The 16,428-nt window shown below is 73.5% G+C and carries 17 protein-coding genes; 13 read left to right on the forward strand and 4 right to left on the reverse strand.

The genetic code is table 11. From position 1 onward, the window contains the following. Positions 1-21: 21 nt before the first annotated feature. Together ACFW48_RS25570 and ACFW48_RS25575 are read right to left on the reverse strand one after the other, a co-directional pair. Positions 22-705, reverse strand: a complete 684-nt coding sequence (locus tag ACFW48_RS25570) for an ABC transporter ATP-binding protein (protein ID WP_386318215.1) — start codon at positions 703-705, stop codon at positions 22-24. After that, positions 702-1,787, reverse strand: a complete 1,086-nt coding sequence (locus tag ACFW48_RS25575; RefSeq protein ID WP_386318217.1) for an ABC transporter permease — start codon at positions 1,785-1,787, stop codon at positions 702-704. Before ACFW48_RS25575 ends, ACFW48_RS25570 begins: the two co-directional genes overlap by 4 nt. Before the next feature lie 199 nt (positions 1,788-1,986). On the opposite strand from ACFW48_RS25575, the gene ACFW48_RS25580 reads away from it, so the two are divergent. From ACFW48_RS25580 to ACFW48_RS25630, 11 genes are all read left to right on the forward strand, one after another. Then, positions 1,987-3,219 (forward strand): sensor histidine kinase, encoded by a 1,233-nt coding sequence (locus ACFW48_RS25580; RefSeq protein ID WP_386318218.1) that lies wholly within the window; start codon positions 1,987-1,989, stop codon positions 3,217-3,219. Beyond that, the gene (locus tag ACFW48_RS25585; RefSeq protein WP_386318220.1) at positions 3,216-3,860 is read left to right on the forward strand and encodes a response regulator; all 645 of its coding nucleotides are present in this window, start codon (positions 3,216-3,218) and stop codon (positions 3,858-3,860) included. The genes ACFW48_RS25580 and ACFW48_RS25585 overlap by 4 nt, the downstream gene beginning before the upstream one ends. Positions 3,861-3,996: 136 nt before the next feature. Next, the gene (locus ACFW48_RS25590) at positions 3,997-4,689 is read left to right on the forward strand and encodes a GAF and ANTAR domain-containing protein (RefSeq protein ID WP_386318222.1); all 693 of its coding nucleotides are present in this window, start codon (positions 3,997-3,999) and stop codon (positions 4,687-4,689) included. 78 nt (positions 4,690-4,767) lie between these two features. Then, a complete protein-coding gene (locus ACFW48_RS25595; RefSeq protein ID WP_386318224.1) occupies positions 4,768-6,081 on the forward strand; it encodes a cation:proton antiporter in 1,314 nt (437 codons plus the stop codon). Positions 6,082-6,257: 176 nt separating this feature from the next. Further along, a complete protein-coding gene (locus ACFW48_RS25600; protein ID WP_386318226.1) occupies positions 6,258-7,937 on the forward strand; it encodes an ATP-binding protein in 1,680 nt (559 codons plus the stop codon). Then, positions 7,934-8,341 (forward strand): roadblock/LC7 domain-containing protein, encoded by a 408-nt coding sequence (locus tag ACFW48_RS25605; protein ID WP_386318228.1) that lies wholly within the window; start codon positions 7,934-7,936, stop codon positions 8,339-8,341. Before ACFW48_RS25600 ends, ACFW48_RS25605 begins: the two co-directional genes overlap by 4 nt. After that, positions 8,338-8,685, forward strand: coding sequence for a DUF742 domain-containing protein (locus ACFW48_RS25610; protein WP_386318230.1), 348 nt, complete (start codon positions 8,338-8,340; stop codon positions 8,683-8,685). The genes ACFW48_RS25605 and ACFW48_RS25610 overlap by 4 nt, the downstream gene beginning before the upstream one ends. After that, the gene (locus ACFW48_RS25615; RefSeq protein ID WP_386318232.1) at positions 8,666-9,274 is read left to right on the forward strand and encodes an ATP/GTP-binding protein; all 609 of its coding nucleotides are present in this window, start codon (positions 8,666-8,668) and stop codon (positions 9,272-9,274) included. Before ACFW48_RS25610 ends, ACFW48_RS25615 begins: the two co-directional genes overlap by 20 nt. Further along, positions 9,271-10,512 carry a cytochrome P450 gene (locus tag ACFW48_RS25620; protein ID WP_386318234.1) on the forward strand — a complete coding sequence of 414 codons (1,242 nt, stop codon included), beginning with the start codon at positions 9,271-9,273 and terminating at the stop codon, positions 10,510-10,512. The genes ACFW48_RS25615 and ACFW48_RS25620 overlap by 4 nt, the downstream gene beginning before the upstream one ends. Further along, a complete protein-coding gene (locus ACFW48_RS25625; protein WP_386318236.1) occupies positions 10,509-11,732 on the forward strand; it encodes a cytochrome P450 in 1,224 nt (407 codons plus the stop codon). The genes ACFW48_RS25620 and ACFW48_RS25625 overlap by 4 nt, the downstream gene beginning before the upstream one ends. 106 nt (positions 11,733-11,838) lie before the next feature. Then, positions 11,839-12,240, forward strand: coding sequence for a hypothetical protein (locus ACFW48_RS25630; protein WP_386318238.1), 402 nt, complete (start codon positions 11,839-11,841; stop codon positions 12,238-12,240). 33 nt (positions 12,241-12,273) lie between these two features. Here ACFW48_RS25630 and ACFW48_RS25635 read toward each other — a convergent pair whose 3' ends face one another. Then, positions 12,274-13,428 (reverse strand): enolase C-terminal domain-like protein, encoded by a 1,155-nt coding sequence (locus ACFW48_RS25635; protein ID WP_386318239.1) that lies wholly within the window; start codon positions 13,426-13,428, stop codon positions 12,274-12,276. Positions 13,429-13,517: 89 nt separating this feature from the next. Continuing rightward, positions 13,518-14,579: a glucose 1-dehydrogenase gene (locus ACFW48_RS25640; RefSeq protein ID WP_386318241.1), complete on the reverse strand. Its 1,062-nt coding sequence runs from the start codon at positions 14,577-14,579 to the stop codon at positions 13,518-13,520. 180 nt (positions 14,580-14,759) lie between these two features. On the opposite strand from ACFW48_RS25640, the gene ACFW48_RS25645 reads away from it, so the two are divergent. Both ACFW48_RS25645 and ACFW48_RS25650 read left to right on the forward strand, forming a co-directional pair. After that, on the forward strand, positions 14,760-15,560 hold the full coding sequence (locus ACFW48_RS25645; protein ID WP_386318243.1) for a ribonuclease BN: 801 nt from the start codon (positions 14,760-14,762) through the stop codon (positions 15,558-15,560). Between the two features lie 50 nt (positions 15,561-15,610). Next, entirely contained in the window at positions 15,611-16,213 is a 603-nt protein-coding gene (locus ACFW48_RS25650; protein WP_386318244.1) for a PepSY domain-containing protein, read from the forward strand. Positions 16,214-16,428 lie beyond the last annotated feature (215 nt).

The raw sequence follows: 16,428 nt of genomic DNA on the forward strand, positions 1-16,428 counted from the left end.
CCCGCACCGGCGGACGCACGGTCAGCCCGCCGGTGCGGGCAGTGTCAGGCGTCCGTCGTGCACCTCGGTGACACGGTCGGCCGCGGCCAGATGGGCGTGGTCGTGGGTGACCAGCACGGTGGCCGTGCCCCGCTCCCGGGTGAGGCCGGTGATCAGGTCGATGACGGCGGCGCCCCGCTCGTGGTCGAGGGCGCTGGTGGGTTCGTCGACGAGCAGCACCCCGGGGTCGTTCATCAGGGCGCGGGCGATGTTGACGCGCTGACGCTGGCCGCCGGAGAGCTGATGGGGCCGGCGGTCGGCCCGGTCCGCCATCCCGACCGCGTCGAGGAGGTCCAGCGCCCGGCCCCGGGCGGCGCGCGGCCCGCGCCCGTCGATGTGGGCCATCACCTGGAGCTGCTCGGCCGCGGTGAGGGACGGCAGCAGGTTGGGCTGCTGGAAGACGATGCCGATCCGGTGCCGGCGCAGGTCGGCCAGCTCCCCGCGGCTCATCCCGGTGGTGTCGGTGCCGTCGACGGTGACGGTGCCGGAGTCGGGGGTGATGAGGGTGGCGGCGACGGCCAGCAGGCTGGACTTGCCCGAGCCGGAGGGGCCGATGACGGCGGTCAGGTCACCCCTCGGGACGTCCAAGGTGACGCGGTCGAGGGCGGTCAGACGGCCGTCACCGTCGGGGTAGGTGAGGGTGATGTCGGTCAGGCGCAGGCTCATCGAGCGCTCCCCAGGGCGGTCAGCGGGTCTACGGAGGTGATACGGCGGACGGCGAGGCCGGCCCCGAGCCCGCCGAGCAGGACCATCACGGCGGCCGGGACGAGGACGGTGGCGGGAGTGAGGACGAACGGGACAGAGCCGGACACCGCGGCGCCGATCGCGGCGGCGGCCGCGGTACCGGCGAGGGTGCCGCAGGCCAGCAGGACGACGGCCTGGCCGAGCGCGTCGCGCAGCAGTCCGGCCGTGGTGGCCCCCAGGGCCTTCAGCACGGCGATGTCACCGCTGCGCTGAATCGTCCACACGGTGAAGAAGGCGCCGACGACCAGGGCGGAGATGGCGAACAGAAAGCCGCGCATCAGTTGCAGCGAGGCGTTCTCGGAGGCGTAGGAGCCGATCGCGGAGAGCGATTCGCCCTTCGTCACGGTCTCGGTGCCCGCCGCCCGGTCCGTCGCCGCGATGTCGGCGCCGGAGGCGCTGTCGAGTGCGATCACCGTCGCGGCGGGTCCCTCGGCCCCTCCGGTGGGCGGGGCGACGGCCTGCCAGGTGCGCAGGCTCGTCCACACCACGGGGGTGTGACTGAAGGAGACGTCACGGTCGGTGGCGGCGACGGTCAGCCGCCGGCCGGCGAGGGCGACGGTGTCGCCCGCGCGGACGCCGAGTTCCTCGGCGGCGGCGGGCGGCATCAGCACCGTGCGGTCGTCGACGCGGTCACCGCCGGGAGCCAGGGACGAGCCGGGCTCGACGCCGAAGACGGACACGCCGGTGCTCCGGTCGCCCGCGGTGACCCGGGCGGTGGTGATGCCGAGCGGCTCGGCGTCGCCGACGCCGGGCGCCTTCGCCCACCGACGCCACTGGTCCTCGGTGACGGTGGAGTTGGCGTACGACAGGTCCTGACCGCCACTCGGAGCGGCGAAGGCGATCCGGTCGGCGGGCAGGGACGTGACGGCGGAGACGTTGTCCCGGGCGAGGCCGGCGGTCAGACCGGACAGCAGCCCGACCAGCAGGGTGATCAGTACGACGACGCTGCCCATCAGGGCGAAGCGCCCCTTGGCGAACGTCAGGTCTCTGAAGGCGACAAACACGTCTTCGCCCGGCCTTTCGACGACGGTTGGGAGGGGGAGGGATGACCGCCGACGGAATCGGCGAGGTGTACACCGTCGCCGCTCGGGGGCCTCGCGGGCATCGCTCCTGGGCGGGGACTTCGCGGGCCGAAGGGTGCGGCCCGACTTGTAACTTTCGGCAGATGCCCGGCCCCGGCACGGTCCGTAGGCTGGGACGATCGTGAACGCGCTGACTCCCACCACCCGGGCCCTGGCCTGGAGCCTGCACCTGCTGGTGGCCGGCCTGCTCGTCCTGCCGGCGGTACGGGCGGTGGCGGACGACCGGCCGCACGCGCCCGCCGTGATCGCCGCGGCCGCGGTGGTGGGCGTGGTGTACGCCGCGGGCCCCGCGCTCCCCACCGTCCGCGCCTCCCGCCGTGCCGCCGCGCTGTGGCTGGGCGCGGTCGGCGCGGTGTGGCTCGTGCTGCTGGCCCTGTCCGCCGAGGGTGTGTGGCTGGCCTTCCCGCTGTACTTCGTCCAGCTCCACCTCCTGTCCCGCCGTGCCGGACTGGCCGCGGTGGTCGCCACGGCGGTCGCGGCGATCGCCGCGTTCTCCGCCCATCAGGGAGCCTTCACGGCGGCCACCGCGATCGGGCCGGCGCTCGGGGCCGCCGTCGCCGTGGCGGTGGTGTGGGGCTACCAGGCGCTGTACCGCGAGAGCGAACAGCGGCGCCGGCTCATCGAGGAGCTCACCGTCACCCGGGCCGACCTGGCCGACGCCCAGCGGACCGCGGGCGTGCTGGAGGAACGCGAGCGCCTCGCCCGCGAGATCCACGACACCCTCGCCCAGGGCCTGTCCAGCATCCAGTTGCTGCTGCGTGCCGCCGAGCGGGCCCTGCCCGACCGGCCGGGGCCCGCGACCACCTACGTGGGCCAGGCCCGGCAGGCCGCGCTGGACAACCTCGCCGAGGCCCGACGGTTCGTCGCCGCCCTCTCTCCGCCGGCCCTGGACGACACGACCCTCACCGACGCGCTGGACCGGCTCTGCGCCACCACCGGTGACCGGCATCGCCTCGACGTCCGTTTCCGCCTCGCCGGCCGGCCCCGCCCGCTGCCCACCGCGCACGAGGTGGCCCTGCTGCGCGTCGCCCAGTCCGCGCTGGCCAACACGGTGGGGCACGCCCGCGCCGGTGGCGCCGAGGTGACCCTGAGCTACCTCGACGACGCCGTCGCGCTCGGTGTCACCGACGACGGGGTGGGTTTCGATCCCGCCGCCGTCGCCGCTCCCGGGCCAAAGGGCGGCGGCTTCGGACTGGCCGCCATGCGGGCCCGTATGCACGCCCTGGACGGCACGCTCTCCGTCGAGTCCGCCCCGGGACGCGGTACGGCGCTGGCCGCCCGGCTCCCCCTGGCGTCCCCGCCCACGCCCCCGGGCGACACCGACGCCGCCGACGACCCCGAGGCCCAGCCGTGACCGAGACCGCCCGGACGCCGATCCGTCTGCTGCTCGCCGACGACCACCCAGTCGTCCGTGCGGGGCTGCGCGCGGTGCTGGAGACCGAGGAGGGCATCACGGTGGCCGCCGAGGCCGCGACCGCCGAGGGGGCCGTCGAGCGGGCGGCCCGGGGCGACATCGACGTGGTCCTGATGGACCTGCGGTTCGGCAGGGGCATGAACGGCGCGGAGGCCACGGCCGCGATCACCGCGCGACCGGGGGCACCGCGCGTCCTGATCGTCACGACGTACGACACCGACGCCGACACGCTGCCCGCGATCGAGGCCGGTGCCACCGGCTACCTCCTCAAGGACGCGCCGCCCGAGGACCTCGCCGCGGCGGTACGCACCGCGGCGACGGGCCGGACCGCGCTCGCGCCCACGGTGGCGGACCGGCTGATGACCCGCCTGCGCGAGCCGCACACCTCGCTGACCCGCAGGGAGACCGAGGTCCTCGCCCTGGTCGCCGAGGGCCTGTCCAACCAGCACGTCGCCGAGCGGCTCCATCTGACCGAGGGCACGGTCAAGTCCCATCTGGCCCGCGTCTACACCAAGCTGGGCGTGGACTCCCGCACCGCCGCGGTCGCCACCGCCACCGCCCTCGGTCTCATCCGGCGCTGAACCGGGCCGGCTCGCACGCGTTCGCCGTCGGTGGCGCGTGCGGATTTGCGGCACCGAACCAGGAGGGGCGTGGTTGGATCTCCTTGTTGCGTCCGGCAGTCTCCGGGGCACTCCTTCAAGAAGTGAGGAGGACGGTATGGAGGACTGGCGCGGGTTCGCGCAGCAGCTGGCGTCGTTGGCGCGCGACCTGCTGGCGCAGGAGTCGGTGAACGACACGCTCAAGCGGATCACCGGTTCGGCCACGGAGCTGGTGGAAGGCTGCGACGCCGCCGGCATCCTCATCCTGCGCGGCAAACAGGTGCAGTCGCTCGCCCCCACCGACCAGGTGGTGGTCGACAGCGACGAACTTCAGGGGCGCGTCGGGGAAGGGCCTTGTTTCGACGCGGCTCGCACCTCCGACGGGCAGCGGCAGTTCCGGATCGCCGACTTCACGGACGAGGCACGGCGCTGGCCCAAGTACCTGCCCGAGGCACGCAAGCTGGGCCTGGGCAGCATGATGGGCTTCCTGCTGTTCACCGAGGAGGAGGATCTCGGGGCGCTGAACATCTACTCGTATCGGCCCGGCGCGTTCACCGAGGCCAGCGAGACGGCGGGCTGGCTGCTGGCCTCCCACGCCGCGGTCGCCTTCTCCAGTGCCCGTACGCACGCCCAGTTGCAGGAGGCCATCGGTACCCGGCACACGATCGGCGAGGCCATGGGCATCCTCATGGGCAGGCACCGCCTGACCGAGGACCAGGCCTTCGCCGCGCTGCGCCGGTACTCGCAGGACCGCAACGAGAAACTCCGTGACGTCGCCCGCCGGGTCTGCGAGCAGGGCGGTCTTCCCTGAGCCCGCGGGACGCACAATCGTCCGGGATTCAACCGGGCGACCGGCGTACGGCGGCGCGGCAGCGGGCACACGTCAGCGGTGACCTTGGCTGACTTCCTCTTCACCGTGCTCGGGGCGGGTGCGCTCGCGGCGGCCGTGCTGCCCCGGCTGGTGGCCGGGCGACCGCTGTCCATGCCGCTCGTCTTCCTCGCCTGCGGGGCCGTGCTGCAACTGCTGCCCACGCCTCTGCCGGAGATCGACCTGGTGCGCGACCGGGTGTGGGTGGAGCACCTCACCGAAATCTGCGTCATCGTCTCGCTGATGGGTGCCGGTCTCGCGCTGAACCGTCCCCTCGGCCTGCGCCGCTGGCAAGGCCCCTGGCGGTTGATCGGCATCACGATGCCCCTGACCATCGCGGCCACGGGGCTCCTCGCCTGGTGGCTGCTGGACTGGCCGCCGGCCGCCGCGCTGCTGCTGGCGGCCGTGCTCGCGCCCACCGACCCGGTGCTCGCCTCCGAGGTGCGGGTGGGCGCGCCCACCGATTCCGAGCACGACGAGGACGAGGTGCGCTTCGCACTCACCAGCGAGGCCGGCCTCAACGACGGCCTCGCCTTCCCCGTCGTCATGGCGGCGATCGCGCTGACCGCGGCGGCGGGCACGGGCCTGTCCGGCGGCTGGGTCGGGCACTGGCTCCTGGTCGACGTACTGTACGCGTGCGTGATCGGAGTACTGGCCGGTCTCGCCGTCGGCAAGCTGCTCGGCTGGCTCTTCTTCCGCGCTGGCCGGGCGTCGGTGCGGCTGTCCGAGCACCGGGAGGGCTTCGTCGCCCTGGGTGCCACGTTCCTCTCCTACGGCATCACCGAACTCGCCCACGGCTACGGGTTCCTGGCCGTCTTCGTCACCGCCTGCCGGATCCGCGCCGCCGAACGCGACCACGGCTACCACGCCGTGCTCCACGACTTCGTCGAGCAGATCGAACGACTGCTCACCGCCGGGCTCCTCTTTCTCCTGGGCGTCTGTGTCGCGCAGGGTGCCCTGGCCGACCTGACCTGGCGGGGCGCCGCCGTCGGTCTGCTCGTGCTGCTCGTCGCCCGGCCGCTGAGCGGCTGGGTCGCGCAGTTCGGCACGGCCGCCGGCCCTCGGGAGCGCCTCGTGACCGCCTTCTTCGGCATCCGCGGCATCGGCTCGCTGTTCTACCTCGCCCATGCGCTCGGCACGGAGGGCTTTCACGTCCCGGCCGGGGAGCTCTGGGCCGTGGTGGCCTTCACCGTCCTCGCCTCCGTCGCCCTGCACGGGGTGACCGCCTCTCCCGTGATCTCCCGTCTCGACCGGCTGCGGCTCCTGAAGGCCCGCGCCCGCCGGCTCACCGGACGGACGCCCAGCGAGGACGACGTGGCAGGCGAGCGCCTGTGACCGTCGCACGAGGAACCGACGTAAAGCATGCGGTAGTTGAGCGGAATTCTTCTCAATTGGATCACGAACTCTCGTATAGTGATCGCCTGTTGCGTGCCGTGTGAAAACTCTCGGCACTCACGCGCCCCGAAGGACGACACGAGGGCCGCTCCGGCGGCCTGGCGAGGACCCGATTGATGACCGCGCCCGCCCGCCCCGGCGACCGACCCGCTCCCCGTGTACTCCTGGCCGTGGCCCTGCCCTGCGCGGTGGTGTCGGCGCTCGTCGTCGGCGGTGCCGTCGCCGCGGCGCCGTCCTCGGTACGCGTGCCACTCGGCCTGGGCGCGAGCGCCGCGGCGATCCTGCTCTGCGCGGCGGTGACCGTGGCTGTGCACGCCGTCCGCCGGGAGCGGGCCACCCGCCGCCTGCTGGACACCGCCCGCGCGGACGCGGCCGGGCTCGCCCAGGACCGGGCGCGGCTGGCCGAGCAGGCGGGACGGGAACAGGAGCGCCTGCGTGCGGAGGCCGATCGTGAACGGACCCGCGTCGTGGCGGAGTTCGACCGGGAGCGGGAGCGGCTCGCGGACGGTTTCGAGCAGGAGCGGGTACGTCTCGCCGAGCAGCGGGCCCAGGAGGTCGCCCGGCTCACCGAGGAGGCCACCCGGCTGCGGGCGCTGCTCGACCGGGCGACCGGTGAGCGCGCCGCCGCCGTCTCCGCGACGGCCAACGCGGCCGGCCGGATGCAGGCGCTGGCCACCGGGATGCTGGCCGACCTGCGCGCCATGGAGGAACGGCACAGTGACGAGGACGTCCTCGCCGACCTGCTCCACCTCGACCACCGCACCGCGCAGGCGGGCCGGCTCGCCGACTCCGTCGCCGTCCTCACGGGCGCCCGCTCCGGGCGTCGTTGGGCGCGGCCCATCGGCATGGAATCCATTCTGCGTGGCGCCATGGGACGTATCGCCGGCTACCAGCGGGTGCGCGTGCACTCGGCCAGCGACACCGCGGTCGCCGGGCACGCCGCCGAGGGCGTCATGCACGCCCTGGCCGAACTACTCGACAACGCCGCGAACTTCTCCCCGCCGACCGCCGAGGTCCACGTGTACGTCGAGGAGGTGCCGGCCGGCGTCATCGTGTCCGTGGAGGACAGCGGGCTGGTGATGGGCGAGGTGCAACTGCGCCGGGCCCAGCGGGCGGTGGCCGGCGAGCCGGCCGGTCTCGGCGGCCTGACCGGTACCCGGCTGGGCCTCTCCGTGGTGGGCCGGCTGTCGGCCAAGCACGGGCTCAAGGTGTCCTTCCGGCCGTCCGCGCGCGGCGGTACAGGCGTGCTGATGCTCATCCCCCAGGACATTCTGAGCGGTCCCGCCGCTTCCGACGGTCCGGCGGCGTCCCCGCCGCCCGCCGCTCCGACCGGCCTGCCGCGCACCCCCGCACCGTCCGCTCCCGCACCGTCCACCGCCGGGCCGGAGCCCGCCCTCGCACCGTCCACCGCCGGGCCGGAGCCCGCTCCCGCCGACGTGGCCCCCGAACCGCTGCCCACCCACGAGTCCGCGGACCGCGAGCCGGACCCGTCGGCCGAGTCCGCCGAGCCGTTCACGGGGCTGCCCAGGCGCCGCCGCGGCCGCACCCTCGCCGCCGCCGAACGCGCCCGGGCCACCGCCCGGTCCGCCGAGCCGCGCCCCGCACCGCCCGCCGACGACGCGAAGGCACGAGCGGCCCGCTTCAGCAGCTTCCGCCAGGCCGTACGGGCCGCCGGCCCCGCCACCTCACGGGACAGTGCCCAGCAGGAGGAGCCCGCGGCACCCGCACCGGCCGAGACGGCCCCCGACCACCCGTCCCACTCGCACGCGCACCCGGAAGGCGACACCACTCCATGACCGGCTCGACCACCGCCGACGAGAAGCTCACCTGGCTCATCGAGGGCCTCCTGGAGCGCACCCCGGGCGCGCGGCACGCGCTCGTCCTGTCCCGCGACGGGCTCAAGCTCTGCCGCACCCCGGAGCTCTCCGTCGACCAGGCCGACCAACTGGCCGCGATCGCCGCCGGCATCCAGTCGCTGTCCCACGGCGCGTCCGTGGAGTTCGGCGACGGCAGCGGCGGGGTGCGCTCGGCCATGACCGAGTTCTACGGCGGGATCCTGTTCATCGTGGAGGCGGGCCAGGGCGCGCATCTTGCCGTCGTCACCTCCGAGGACGCGGACGCGGGGCTCGTCGGGCACAACATGAGCGAGCTCATCGAGCAGCTCGGCGAGCACCTCACCGCGCAGCCCCGTACGTCATGAGCCGCCCCGGCAGGGACGACGCGCCCGACCGGCTGTACACCGTCACCCAGGGACGCAGCCGGTCGAGCCCCGGCAACCCCTTCGACCTGGTCACCCTCGTCGTCGCCGAATGCGAGCCGACGCCCGGCATGCAGTCGGAGCACACGGCGATTCTCAGGATGACCGAGGCCCCCACCGCCGTCGTGGAGATCGCCGCCGAACTGCGGCTCCCGGTGAGCATCACCAAGGTCCTGCTCTCCGATCTGCACGCCGCGGGCCGGGTGAGCGCACGCCACCCGCACACGGCAGCCGTCCCCGATCCCGACATCCTGGAGCAGGTGCTCGTTGGACTCCGCAACCTCTGACGCCCGCACCCCTTTGGGTGCGTCCGCCAGCAACGGCCTGAAGATCGTGGTCGTGGGCGGGTTCGGCGTCGGCAAGACGACCATGGTCCGCTCGGTCAGCGAGATACGCCCCCTCAACACCGAGGAGACGATGACGCAGGCCGGCGAGGCGGTCGACGACATCAGCGAGGTACGCGGCAAGACCGCGACGACCGTGGCCTTCGACTTCGGCCGCATCAGCCTCGACGCGCGCAACGTGCTGTACCTGTTCGGCGCGCCCGGCCAGGAACGCTTCTGGTTCCTGTGGGACCGGCTGTTCTCCGGCACGCTCGGCGCGGTGGTCCTGGTGGACACCCGCCGCATCGACGACTCCTGGTACGCCATCGACCGCCTGGAGCACCACGGCACGCCGTTCATCGTCGCCTGCAACGACTTCGGCGGGCCCCGACACCGCCCCGAGGCCGTGCGCGAGGCGCTCGACCTGGACCCGCGGGTGCCGCTGGTCTTCTGCGACGCCCGGTCCCGCGAGTCCGGCAAGCAGGTGCTGATCGCGCTCGTGGAACACCTCCAGGCGCGCTACGCCGCCCAGCCCCGACAGGAGTTCGTGTGAGCACCGACGCCACCGACGTCCAGAACGCCGTACCGCTCGGCGGCCCCCGCTTCCAGACGGATCCCGCCCTGCTGTACCGCCGGATGCGGCGCGAGCACGGCGCCGTCGCCCCGGTGCTGCTGGACGGGGACGTCCCGGCCTGGCTGGTGCTCGGCTACCGCGAACTGCACCAGGTGACCGGCGATCCAGTGCTGTTCAGCCGGGACTCCGACCTGTGGAACCAGTGGGAGAACATCCCCGACGACTGGCCGCTGCTGCCGATGATCGGCCGCAGGCAGCCGTCGATCCTCTACACGGTCGGCGAACGGCACCGTGAACGCGCCGCCATGATCAGCGACGCGCTGGAGGCGGTCGACCCGCACGTCCTGCGCGGCCACGCCGAGCGGTTCGCGGACGAACTCGTCGACCGGCTGTGCGCCAAGGGCGAGGCCGACCTCGTCGCCGACTACGCCATGCTGCTGCCGGTACGGGTCCTGGCCCGCCTGTACGGCTTCTCCGACGAACAGGGTCCGGCGCTCGTCACCGCCCTCAACGACATGATCGACGGCAGGGAGCGGGCCATCGCCGGCCAGACGCACCTCGCCACGTCGATGGCGCGGCTCCTCGCCGACCGGAAGGCGACGCCCGCCGACGACGTCGCCTCCCGGATGCTGGCCGACGACAGCGGCTTCACCGAGGAGGAGGTCGCCCAGGACCTGATGGTGATGATGGCCGCGGGCCACCAGCCGACGGCGGACTGGATCGGCAACTCGCTGCGGCTGATGCTGACCGACGACCGTTTCGCCGCCTCGCTCTTCGGTGGCCGCAACAGCGTCGCCGAGGCCATGAACGAGGTGCTGTGGGAGGACACGCCAACGCAGAACGTGGCCGGCCGCTGGGCCTCGCGCGACACGCAGCTCGGTGGGCGCCGCATCCGGGCCGGCGACCTGGTGCTCCTCGGCCTCCAGGGCGCCAACTCCGACCCGCAGGTCCGCACCGACGGCTCCGCGCTCACCGGCGGCAACAACGCGCACTTCTCGTTCGGCCACGGCGAGCACCGCTGCCCCTTCCCCGCGCAGGAGGTCGCCGAGGTCATCGCGCGCACCGGCATCGAGGTCGTCCTCGACCGGCTGCCGGACATCGACCTGGCCGTACCCGCCGGGTCCCTCACCCGTCGCCCCTCGCCCTGGCTGCGGGGGCTGACCGAGTTGCCCGTGCGGTTCACCCCGACCACTGCCCTGGGAGGCACGTCAGCATGACGACCGGAACCGAAGAAGCCCGGATCCCGCTGGACCCGTTCGTCACCGACCTGGACGGCGAGAGCGCCCGGCTGCGCGCGGCCGGACCGCTCGCCGCCGTGGAGCTGCCGGGCGGCGTGCCCGTCTGGGCGGTCACCCACCACGCCGAGGCCAAGGCCCTCCTCACGGACCCCCGCCTGGTCAAGGACATCAACGTGTGGGGGGCGTGGCAGCGCGGCGAGATCCCCGCCGACTGGCCGCTGATCGGGCTGGCCAACCCCGGCCGCTCGATGCTCACCGTGGACGGCGCCGAGCACCGGCGGCTGCGCACGCTCGTCGCTCAGGCGCTCACGGTGCGCCGGGTGGAGCACATGCGGGGGCGGATCACCGAGCTCACCGAGCGGCTGCTCGACGACATGCCCGCGGACGGCGGCGTCGTCGACCTCAAGGCGGCCTTCGCCTACCCGCTGCCGATGTACGTCATCGCCGACCTGATGGGCATCGAGGAGGCGCGGCTGCCGCGGCTGAAGGTGCTGTTCGACAAGTTCTTCTCGACGCAGACGCCGCCCGAGGAGGTCGTCGCCACCCTCACCGAGCTGGCCGGGATCATGGCCGACACGGTCGCCGCGAAGCGCGCCGCCCCGGGCGACGACCTGACCAGCGCGCTGATCCAGGCGTCCGAGAACGGCGACCACCTCACGGACGCGGAGATCGTCTCCACGCTCCAGCTGATGGTGGCCGCCGGTCACGAGACCACGATCTCGCTCATCGTGAACTCCGTGGTCAACCTGGCCGCACATCCCGAGCAGCGGGCCCTGGTGCTCTCCGGGAAGGCGGACTGGTCCGCGGTGATCGAGGAGACGCTGCGCTACTCGACCCCGACCTCGCACGTCCTGATCCGGTTCGCGACCGAGGACGTCAAGGTCGGCGACAGGGTGATACCCGCCGGGGACGCGCTGATCGTGTCGTACGGCGCGCTGGGCCGGGACGAGGGGGCACACGGCCCGACGGCGGGCGAGTTCGACATCACCCGCGCCTCGCAGAACCGGCACATCTCCTTCGGCCACGGCCCGCACGTGTGCCCGGGCGCGGCCCTGTCCCGGCTGGAGGCCGGCGTGGCGCTGCCCGCGCTCTACGCCCGCTTCCCGCGCCTGGACCTGGCGGTGCCGGCATCGGACCTGCGCAACAAGCCGGTGGTCACGCAGAACGACCTGTTCGAGCTGCCGGTGAGGCTGGCGTAGCGGCGTCCGGAGCGGCCGGGACGACGGCGGTCCTCACCCGCGGGGCGTTTGCTCCCCGCCCTGCGGGTAACTCCGGCATTCCGGACGCCGATCCCCGGGAGTCGCCATGTGGAAGCGCAAGGGCAGGAAGGACCGCCGGACCGCCAAGCCGGTCCCCATGGAGCTGTGCGACCTGTGCGCCAGGGTCTTCCCCGAGGACGAAGCCGTGAGCGGCTACGTGCCGGACTCCTCCGCGGCCCACCTCGCCAACGAATGGTTCGACGGGCTGCGGCTCATCACCGCGTGCTGCGACGACCACTTCGACGTGATCAAGAACGGTTACGCGCACCGGCCCTTCGTGGACGAGGAGCTGTGGGCGGCGAAGCTCACCCGCGCCCTGACCACGGGCCCGCCGGCGCTCTCCATGGACCAGCTCGGCTGCCGGACCGGCCTTCAGGAGCCGCAGATACGCGCAGCCATCGCCTGGCACAACGAGCGCATGCGTGAGCAGCAGCGCATGGACCCCTGACGAGGCCGTCGCCCGCCTGTTTCCCGGTCGTGGTCAGGACGGGCGGGTACCGTGCACGCGGTACGGCTCCGCGTCGGCCCACTTGACCTCCAGACCGAGTCCCGGCCGGCCCGTGTCGGGGCGCAGGCCTCCGCCGTCGGGCGACAGGACGCCGTCGAACAGCAGCCGCTCGACGCGCACGTGGTCGTGGAAGTACTCCAGGTGCCGCAGTCGGCGCACGGCGCAGAAGGCGTGGGCGGACACCGCGGGGGCGCAGTGCGCGGACAGGTCGAGGTGGCGGCCGGCCGACAGACCGGCGACCTCCAGCACGCCGGTGATGCCGCCGCAGCGGGTGACGTCGGCCTGGAGGCAGTCCACGGCCGGCCCGTCGACGAGGTTGGCGAAGTCCTGGGCGGTGAAGGCGTACTCCCCCGCCGTGATCTCCAGCCGGGCCGGGCCCCGGTCGCGCAGCATCCGCAGCCCCGCCAGGTCCGCGGAGCTCACGGGCTCCTCGAACCAGCGCACGTCCCACTCGTCGTGGAACCTGTGCGCCCAGTACAGGGCCTCCTTGCGGCCGAGCGCCCCGTTGGCGTCGGTGAACAGCTCCGGCCCGTCGCCCACCGCCCGGCGTACGGCTGTCAGGCGCCGCGCGTCGGCCTCCGGTTCCCGCGAGGTCTTCAGTTTCACGCGCGGGATGCCCTGCTCGACCCATCCGGTGAGCTGGTCGGTGAGGCGGTCCTGGGAGTAGTTGGTGAAGCCGCCGCTGCCGTAGACCGGCACCCGGTCGTGGTGGGCGGGGAGGAGGTGGACGAGCGGGAGGCCGAGCAGTCTCGCCTTGAGGTCCCACAGCGCCACGTCGACGGCGGACAGGGCCATGGCCCCGACGCCGGGGCGGCCGGCGTTGCGCATCCGGGCCCCCATCCGCTCCCACAGCGCCGGCGGCGAGGCGACCGGCGCGCCCTTGATCACCGGCGTCAGCACGGAGTGCGCGAAGGCGGCCACGGACACGTCCCCGTAGGTGTAACCGAGGCCGGTCCTGCCGCCCGCGTGCACCCGCACCAGGACCATGGTCGTGGAGTCCCACTCCAGGGTGCCGTCCTGTTCCCGGCCGTCCGGGCCGTCGGTGGGGACCTCGAAGGCGTGGACGTCGACCGCGTCGACCGTGCACTCGTCCAGCGCCGTCGCGTCGAAGCCGGTTGCCGGCGTCATCTCCTACTCCCTCGGATCGCCACTGCCCCCGCGGACCGTCACGCACTTGCCCGGATCGTCACGTACTCGCTCGGATCGTCCGCGAGCGGTCAGTCCGCGCCGCCCTCCAGCATGATCACCGTCTTGATGTCGTCGGCACTCCGCTCGAACGCCCGTGTCGCCCGGTCCAGCCGCACCCGGCGGGTGAGGAGCCGGTGGAGCCACTCCCGGTCCGCTCGTGCCAGGGCGTCGGCGGCCTGCCGGAAGTGGCGGAGGTTGGCGTTGACGGAGCCCACCACGACGTCGTTCTCCAGCACGATGTCGCGGTTCACCGTGCCCGCGTCGACGGTCAGGCTCCGCCCGGCGGGCGAGACGCCGGTGAGGCAGACGATGCCGTACGCCGCCGTCCCGCGCATCGCGTCGAACACCAGCCGGCCGGCCCCGGTGGCCTCCACCACGACGTCCGGGCGTACGACGGCGAACACGTCGTCGGCCGCACCGCTGTGGTACGTGGCTCCGAGGGCGCGTACGAGGTCCGGCTTGGGCCCGTCCGTGACCCGGTCCAGGACGTGCACGTCGAGGCCGCGCTGCCGGCCGAGCAGGGCGGCGAGGAGGCCGATGGGGCCGGCGCCGGTCACCAGTACGCTGCGGGGCTCGAACCAGGCCCTGGCGCCCACCCTCTCGATCTGTTCCCAGGCCTTGGCGACCACACTGGTCGGCTCCATGAGCACGCCCGCGAGGCCCAGTCCCGCGTCGACGCGCACGGCGTAGTCGGTCTCGACGCACCACAGCTCGGCGCCGTACCCGTCGAGTCCCTTGATGCCGCGTTCGCGGTAGCGGCCGTTGCGGCACATGTCGAACTCGCCGTGCGCGCAGGCTCCGCAGGGCTCCGGGTCGGGGCGTCGCACCACGCCGGCCACCAGGTCGCCGACGGCGAATCCGCTGCCGTGCGGCGCCTCGGCCACGCGCCCGAGGGACTCGTGGCCGAGAATCAGCCGGTCGTGTTCCGGCGGGGCCTCGCCGTACGCGCCGGAAGCGATCTCCCGGTCCGTGCCGCAGACACCCAGGGCCACCCCTCGGACCAGCAGCTCACCGGCGGTCGGCTTCGGCTCCCCGACCTCCTCCACCGCGAGCGAGCCGTCCCGGCCGGGTCGGACGGTCAGTGCGCGCATGATACTCATCCTCTCGGCTCACCTTCCCGGAGCCGGTTCCCCGCATCGTTCGGCCCATGCGAGGGCCGTCCGGTCGGCAGGCGGCGGGCGTCCGGGTGGCGCCACGTTTGTCCGGCCCGCCGACGGGTCACTCAGTTCCGCATCCGCGAGCCATCGAAGGGACCGCCCGAGGAGCATCCCGTGAACCGCTTCCGGCAGCCGTTCCACCGTGCGTGGGACCGGTTGGCCGCGTCCGCCCTCGTCCGGCGCGGCCGGGACCTGGAGCTGATGCACCGGGCCATGGGGTTCGCGACGCTCGCCCTGGTCACGCTGGCGCCGCTGCTGATCGTGGTGGCCGCCTTCGATCCCCTGGGGGCGCGCGGCGGGTTCGCTTCCTGGCTGGCCGACGGCATGGGGCTGTCCGGCCGGTCCGCCCGGGTGCTGACCGACATCATCAGTCCGCCTACCAAGATCGTCGGCACCACGAGCGTGTGGGGCGGCATCCTGCTCGCCGTGTTCGGCGTGTCCTTCGCGGCGAGCGTGCAGAACGGCTACGAACGCATCTGGGAGCTGCCCTCCGGCCCGTGGCACCGCGTCTGGCGCCAGGCGACCTGGGTGGTCATGCTGACCGCCTACCTCTACCAGGAGGTGCAGACGCGTACGGCGCTGCACGGGTCGGTGCGGATCGCGCTGTCCACGGCGACGGGCATGCTGTTCTTCTGGTGGGGCCAGCACTTCCTGCTGGGCAGCCAGGTCCGCTGGCGTGACCTGCTGCCGGGGGCGATCGCGACCATGGTGGGCCTGATCGGCCTGCGCGGCTTCTCGTACCTCGTGTTCACTCCGCTCATCCTCGACAACGCGTTCAGTTACGGCACGGTCGGCATCGTGCTGGTGGTGGAGTCCTGGCTGATCGGGGTCGGGTTCGTCGTCTTCGGCGGCGCGATGGTCGGCCACTGGTTCTGCGAGCACCACTGGTGGACACGGAACATCGACCGTGAATGACCCGTTCTCCGCCGACGCTCCCGTCCGGCTTCCAGGAAGGCAGACAACCCATGGCCCGCCCGCTCACGAGCACCAGCGTCCGGCGTCGTGTCCGCGGTACCGGTGTATCCGCGCTCGCCGTGGCGGGCGCGCTGCTCGCCACGGGCGCCGCGTGCGACGGCCCGCCGCCGTCTCCCCACCCCGAGGTGTTGCCGCAGGTCGAGGCGCCCTACGACCGGGCCGTCCGTGAGGCGCTGGACGAGGTTTCCGGCAGCCGCCTGCTCTCCGTGGCGTTGCGCCGGGTGTCCGATCCGCAGCCCGTCTGGCACACCAGGGTCGCCGCCCAGGACGGAACCGTGCACCTGGTCCGCGTCGACGCCGTGCACGGGCGGCTCCTCGGCACCGCCGTGCCGGGCGGGCAGTCGGCCGCGGACAAGGAGCGGGTCTCCGCCTTGGCCGCCTCGGCGCAGGTGCTGCCCGAGGAGGCCGTCGAGCAGGTGAAGAGTCCGGACTTCGGCAAGGTGACCGGCATCCGGCTGGAGGAGGACCGGCAGCGCGAGGCCGTGTGGTTCGTCGACGTCACCACCGTCCGGCGGGACGACACGCAGACGTACCTGGTCGATGCCGTGACGAAGGAGGTGCTCGACCGGCGGACGGCTTCGCCGTCGGCCTGAGCCGCCCAGGGGCCGGGGGCCCGGGAGGACGGGCGTCAGCCGACGGGGGGCAGACAGGCAGACCCGTGGCCGGTGAGCGACCACGCGGAACCCGGCGCGCCAGGCGGGACGCGGTACCCGGTGCTCGGGCGGCCGCCACCATCCTCCGTGCCGTGCCGCGACGGCGCTCCGCATCGCGCCCCGCGACCGTCGGCCGGGCACCCGGCACCCAGCAC

Origin of the sequence: Streptomyces sp. NPDC058812 (assembly GCF_042744565.1) — a bacterium.
Lineage (GTDB): Bacteria > Actinomycetota > Actinomycetes > Streptomycetales > Streptomycetaceae > Streptomyces > Streptomyces thinghirensis.

Excerpts from the sequence above, each read along its gene's own strand:
- ACFW48_RS25590 (WP_386318222.1), top strand. The coding sequence starts at position 3,997 with ATGGAGGACTGGCGCGGGTTCGCGCAGCAGCTGGCGTCGTTGGCGCGC.
- ACFW48_RS25635 (WP_386318239.1), bottom strand. The coding sequence starts at position 13,428 with ATGACGCCGGCAACCGGCTTCGACGCGACGGCGCTGGACGAGTGCACG.
- ACFW48_RS25605 (WP_386318228.1), top strand. The coding sequence starts at position 7,934 with ATGACCGGCTCGACCACCGCCGACGAGAAGCTCACCTGGCTCATCGAG.
- ACFW48_RS25630 (WP_386318238.1), top strand. The coding sequence starts at position 11,839 with ATGTGGAAGCGCAAGGGCAGGAAGGACCGCCGGACCGCCAAGCCGGTC.
- ACFW48_RS25625 (WP_386318236.1), top strand. The coding sequence starts at position 10,509 with ATGACGACCGGAACCGAAGAAGCCCGGATCCCGCTGGACCCGTTCGTC.
- ACFW48_RS25650 (WP_386318244.1), top strand. The coding sequence starts at position 15,611 with ATGGCCCGCCCGCTCACGAGCACCAGCGTCCGGCGTCGTGTCCGCGGT.
- ACFW48_RS25640 (WP_386318241.1), bottom strand. The coding sequence starts at position 14,579 with ATGCGCGCACTGACCGTCCGACCCGGCCGGGACGGCTCGCTCGCGGTG.
- ACFW48_RS25570 (WP_386318215.1), bottom strand. The coding sequence starts at position 705 with ATGAGCCTGCGCCTGACCGACATCACCCTCACCTACCCCGACGGTGAC.
- ACFW48_RS25610 (WP_386318230.1), top strand. The coding sequence starts at position 8,338 with ATGAGCCGCCCCGGCAGGGACGACGCGCCCGACCGGCTGTACACCGTC.
- ACFW48_RS25600 (WP_386318226.1), top strand. The coding sequence starts at position 6,258 with ATGACCGCGCCCGCCCGCCCCGGCGACCGACCCGCTCCCCGTGTACTC.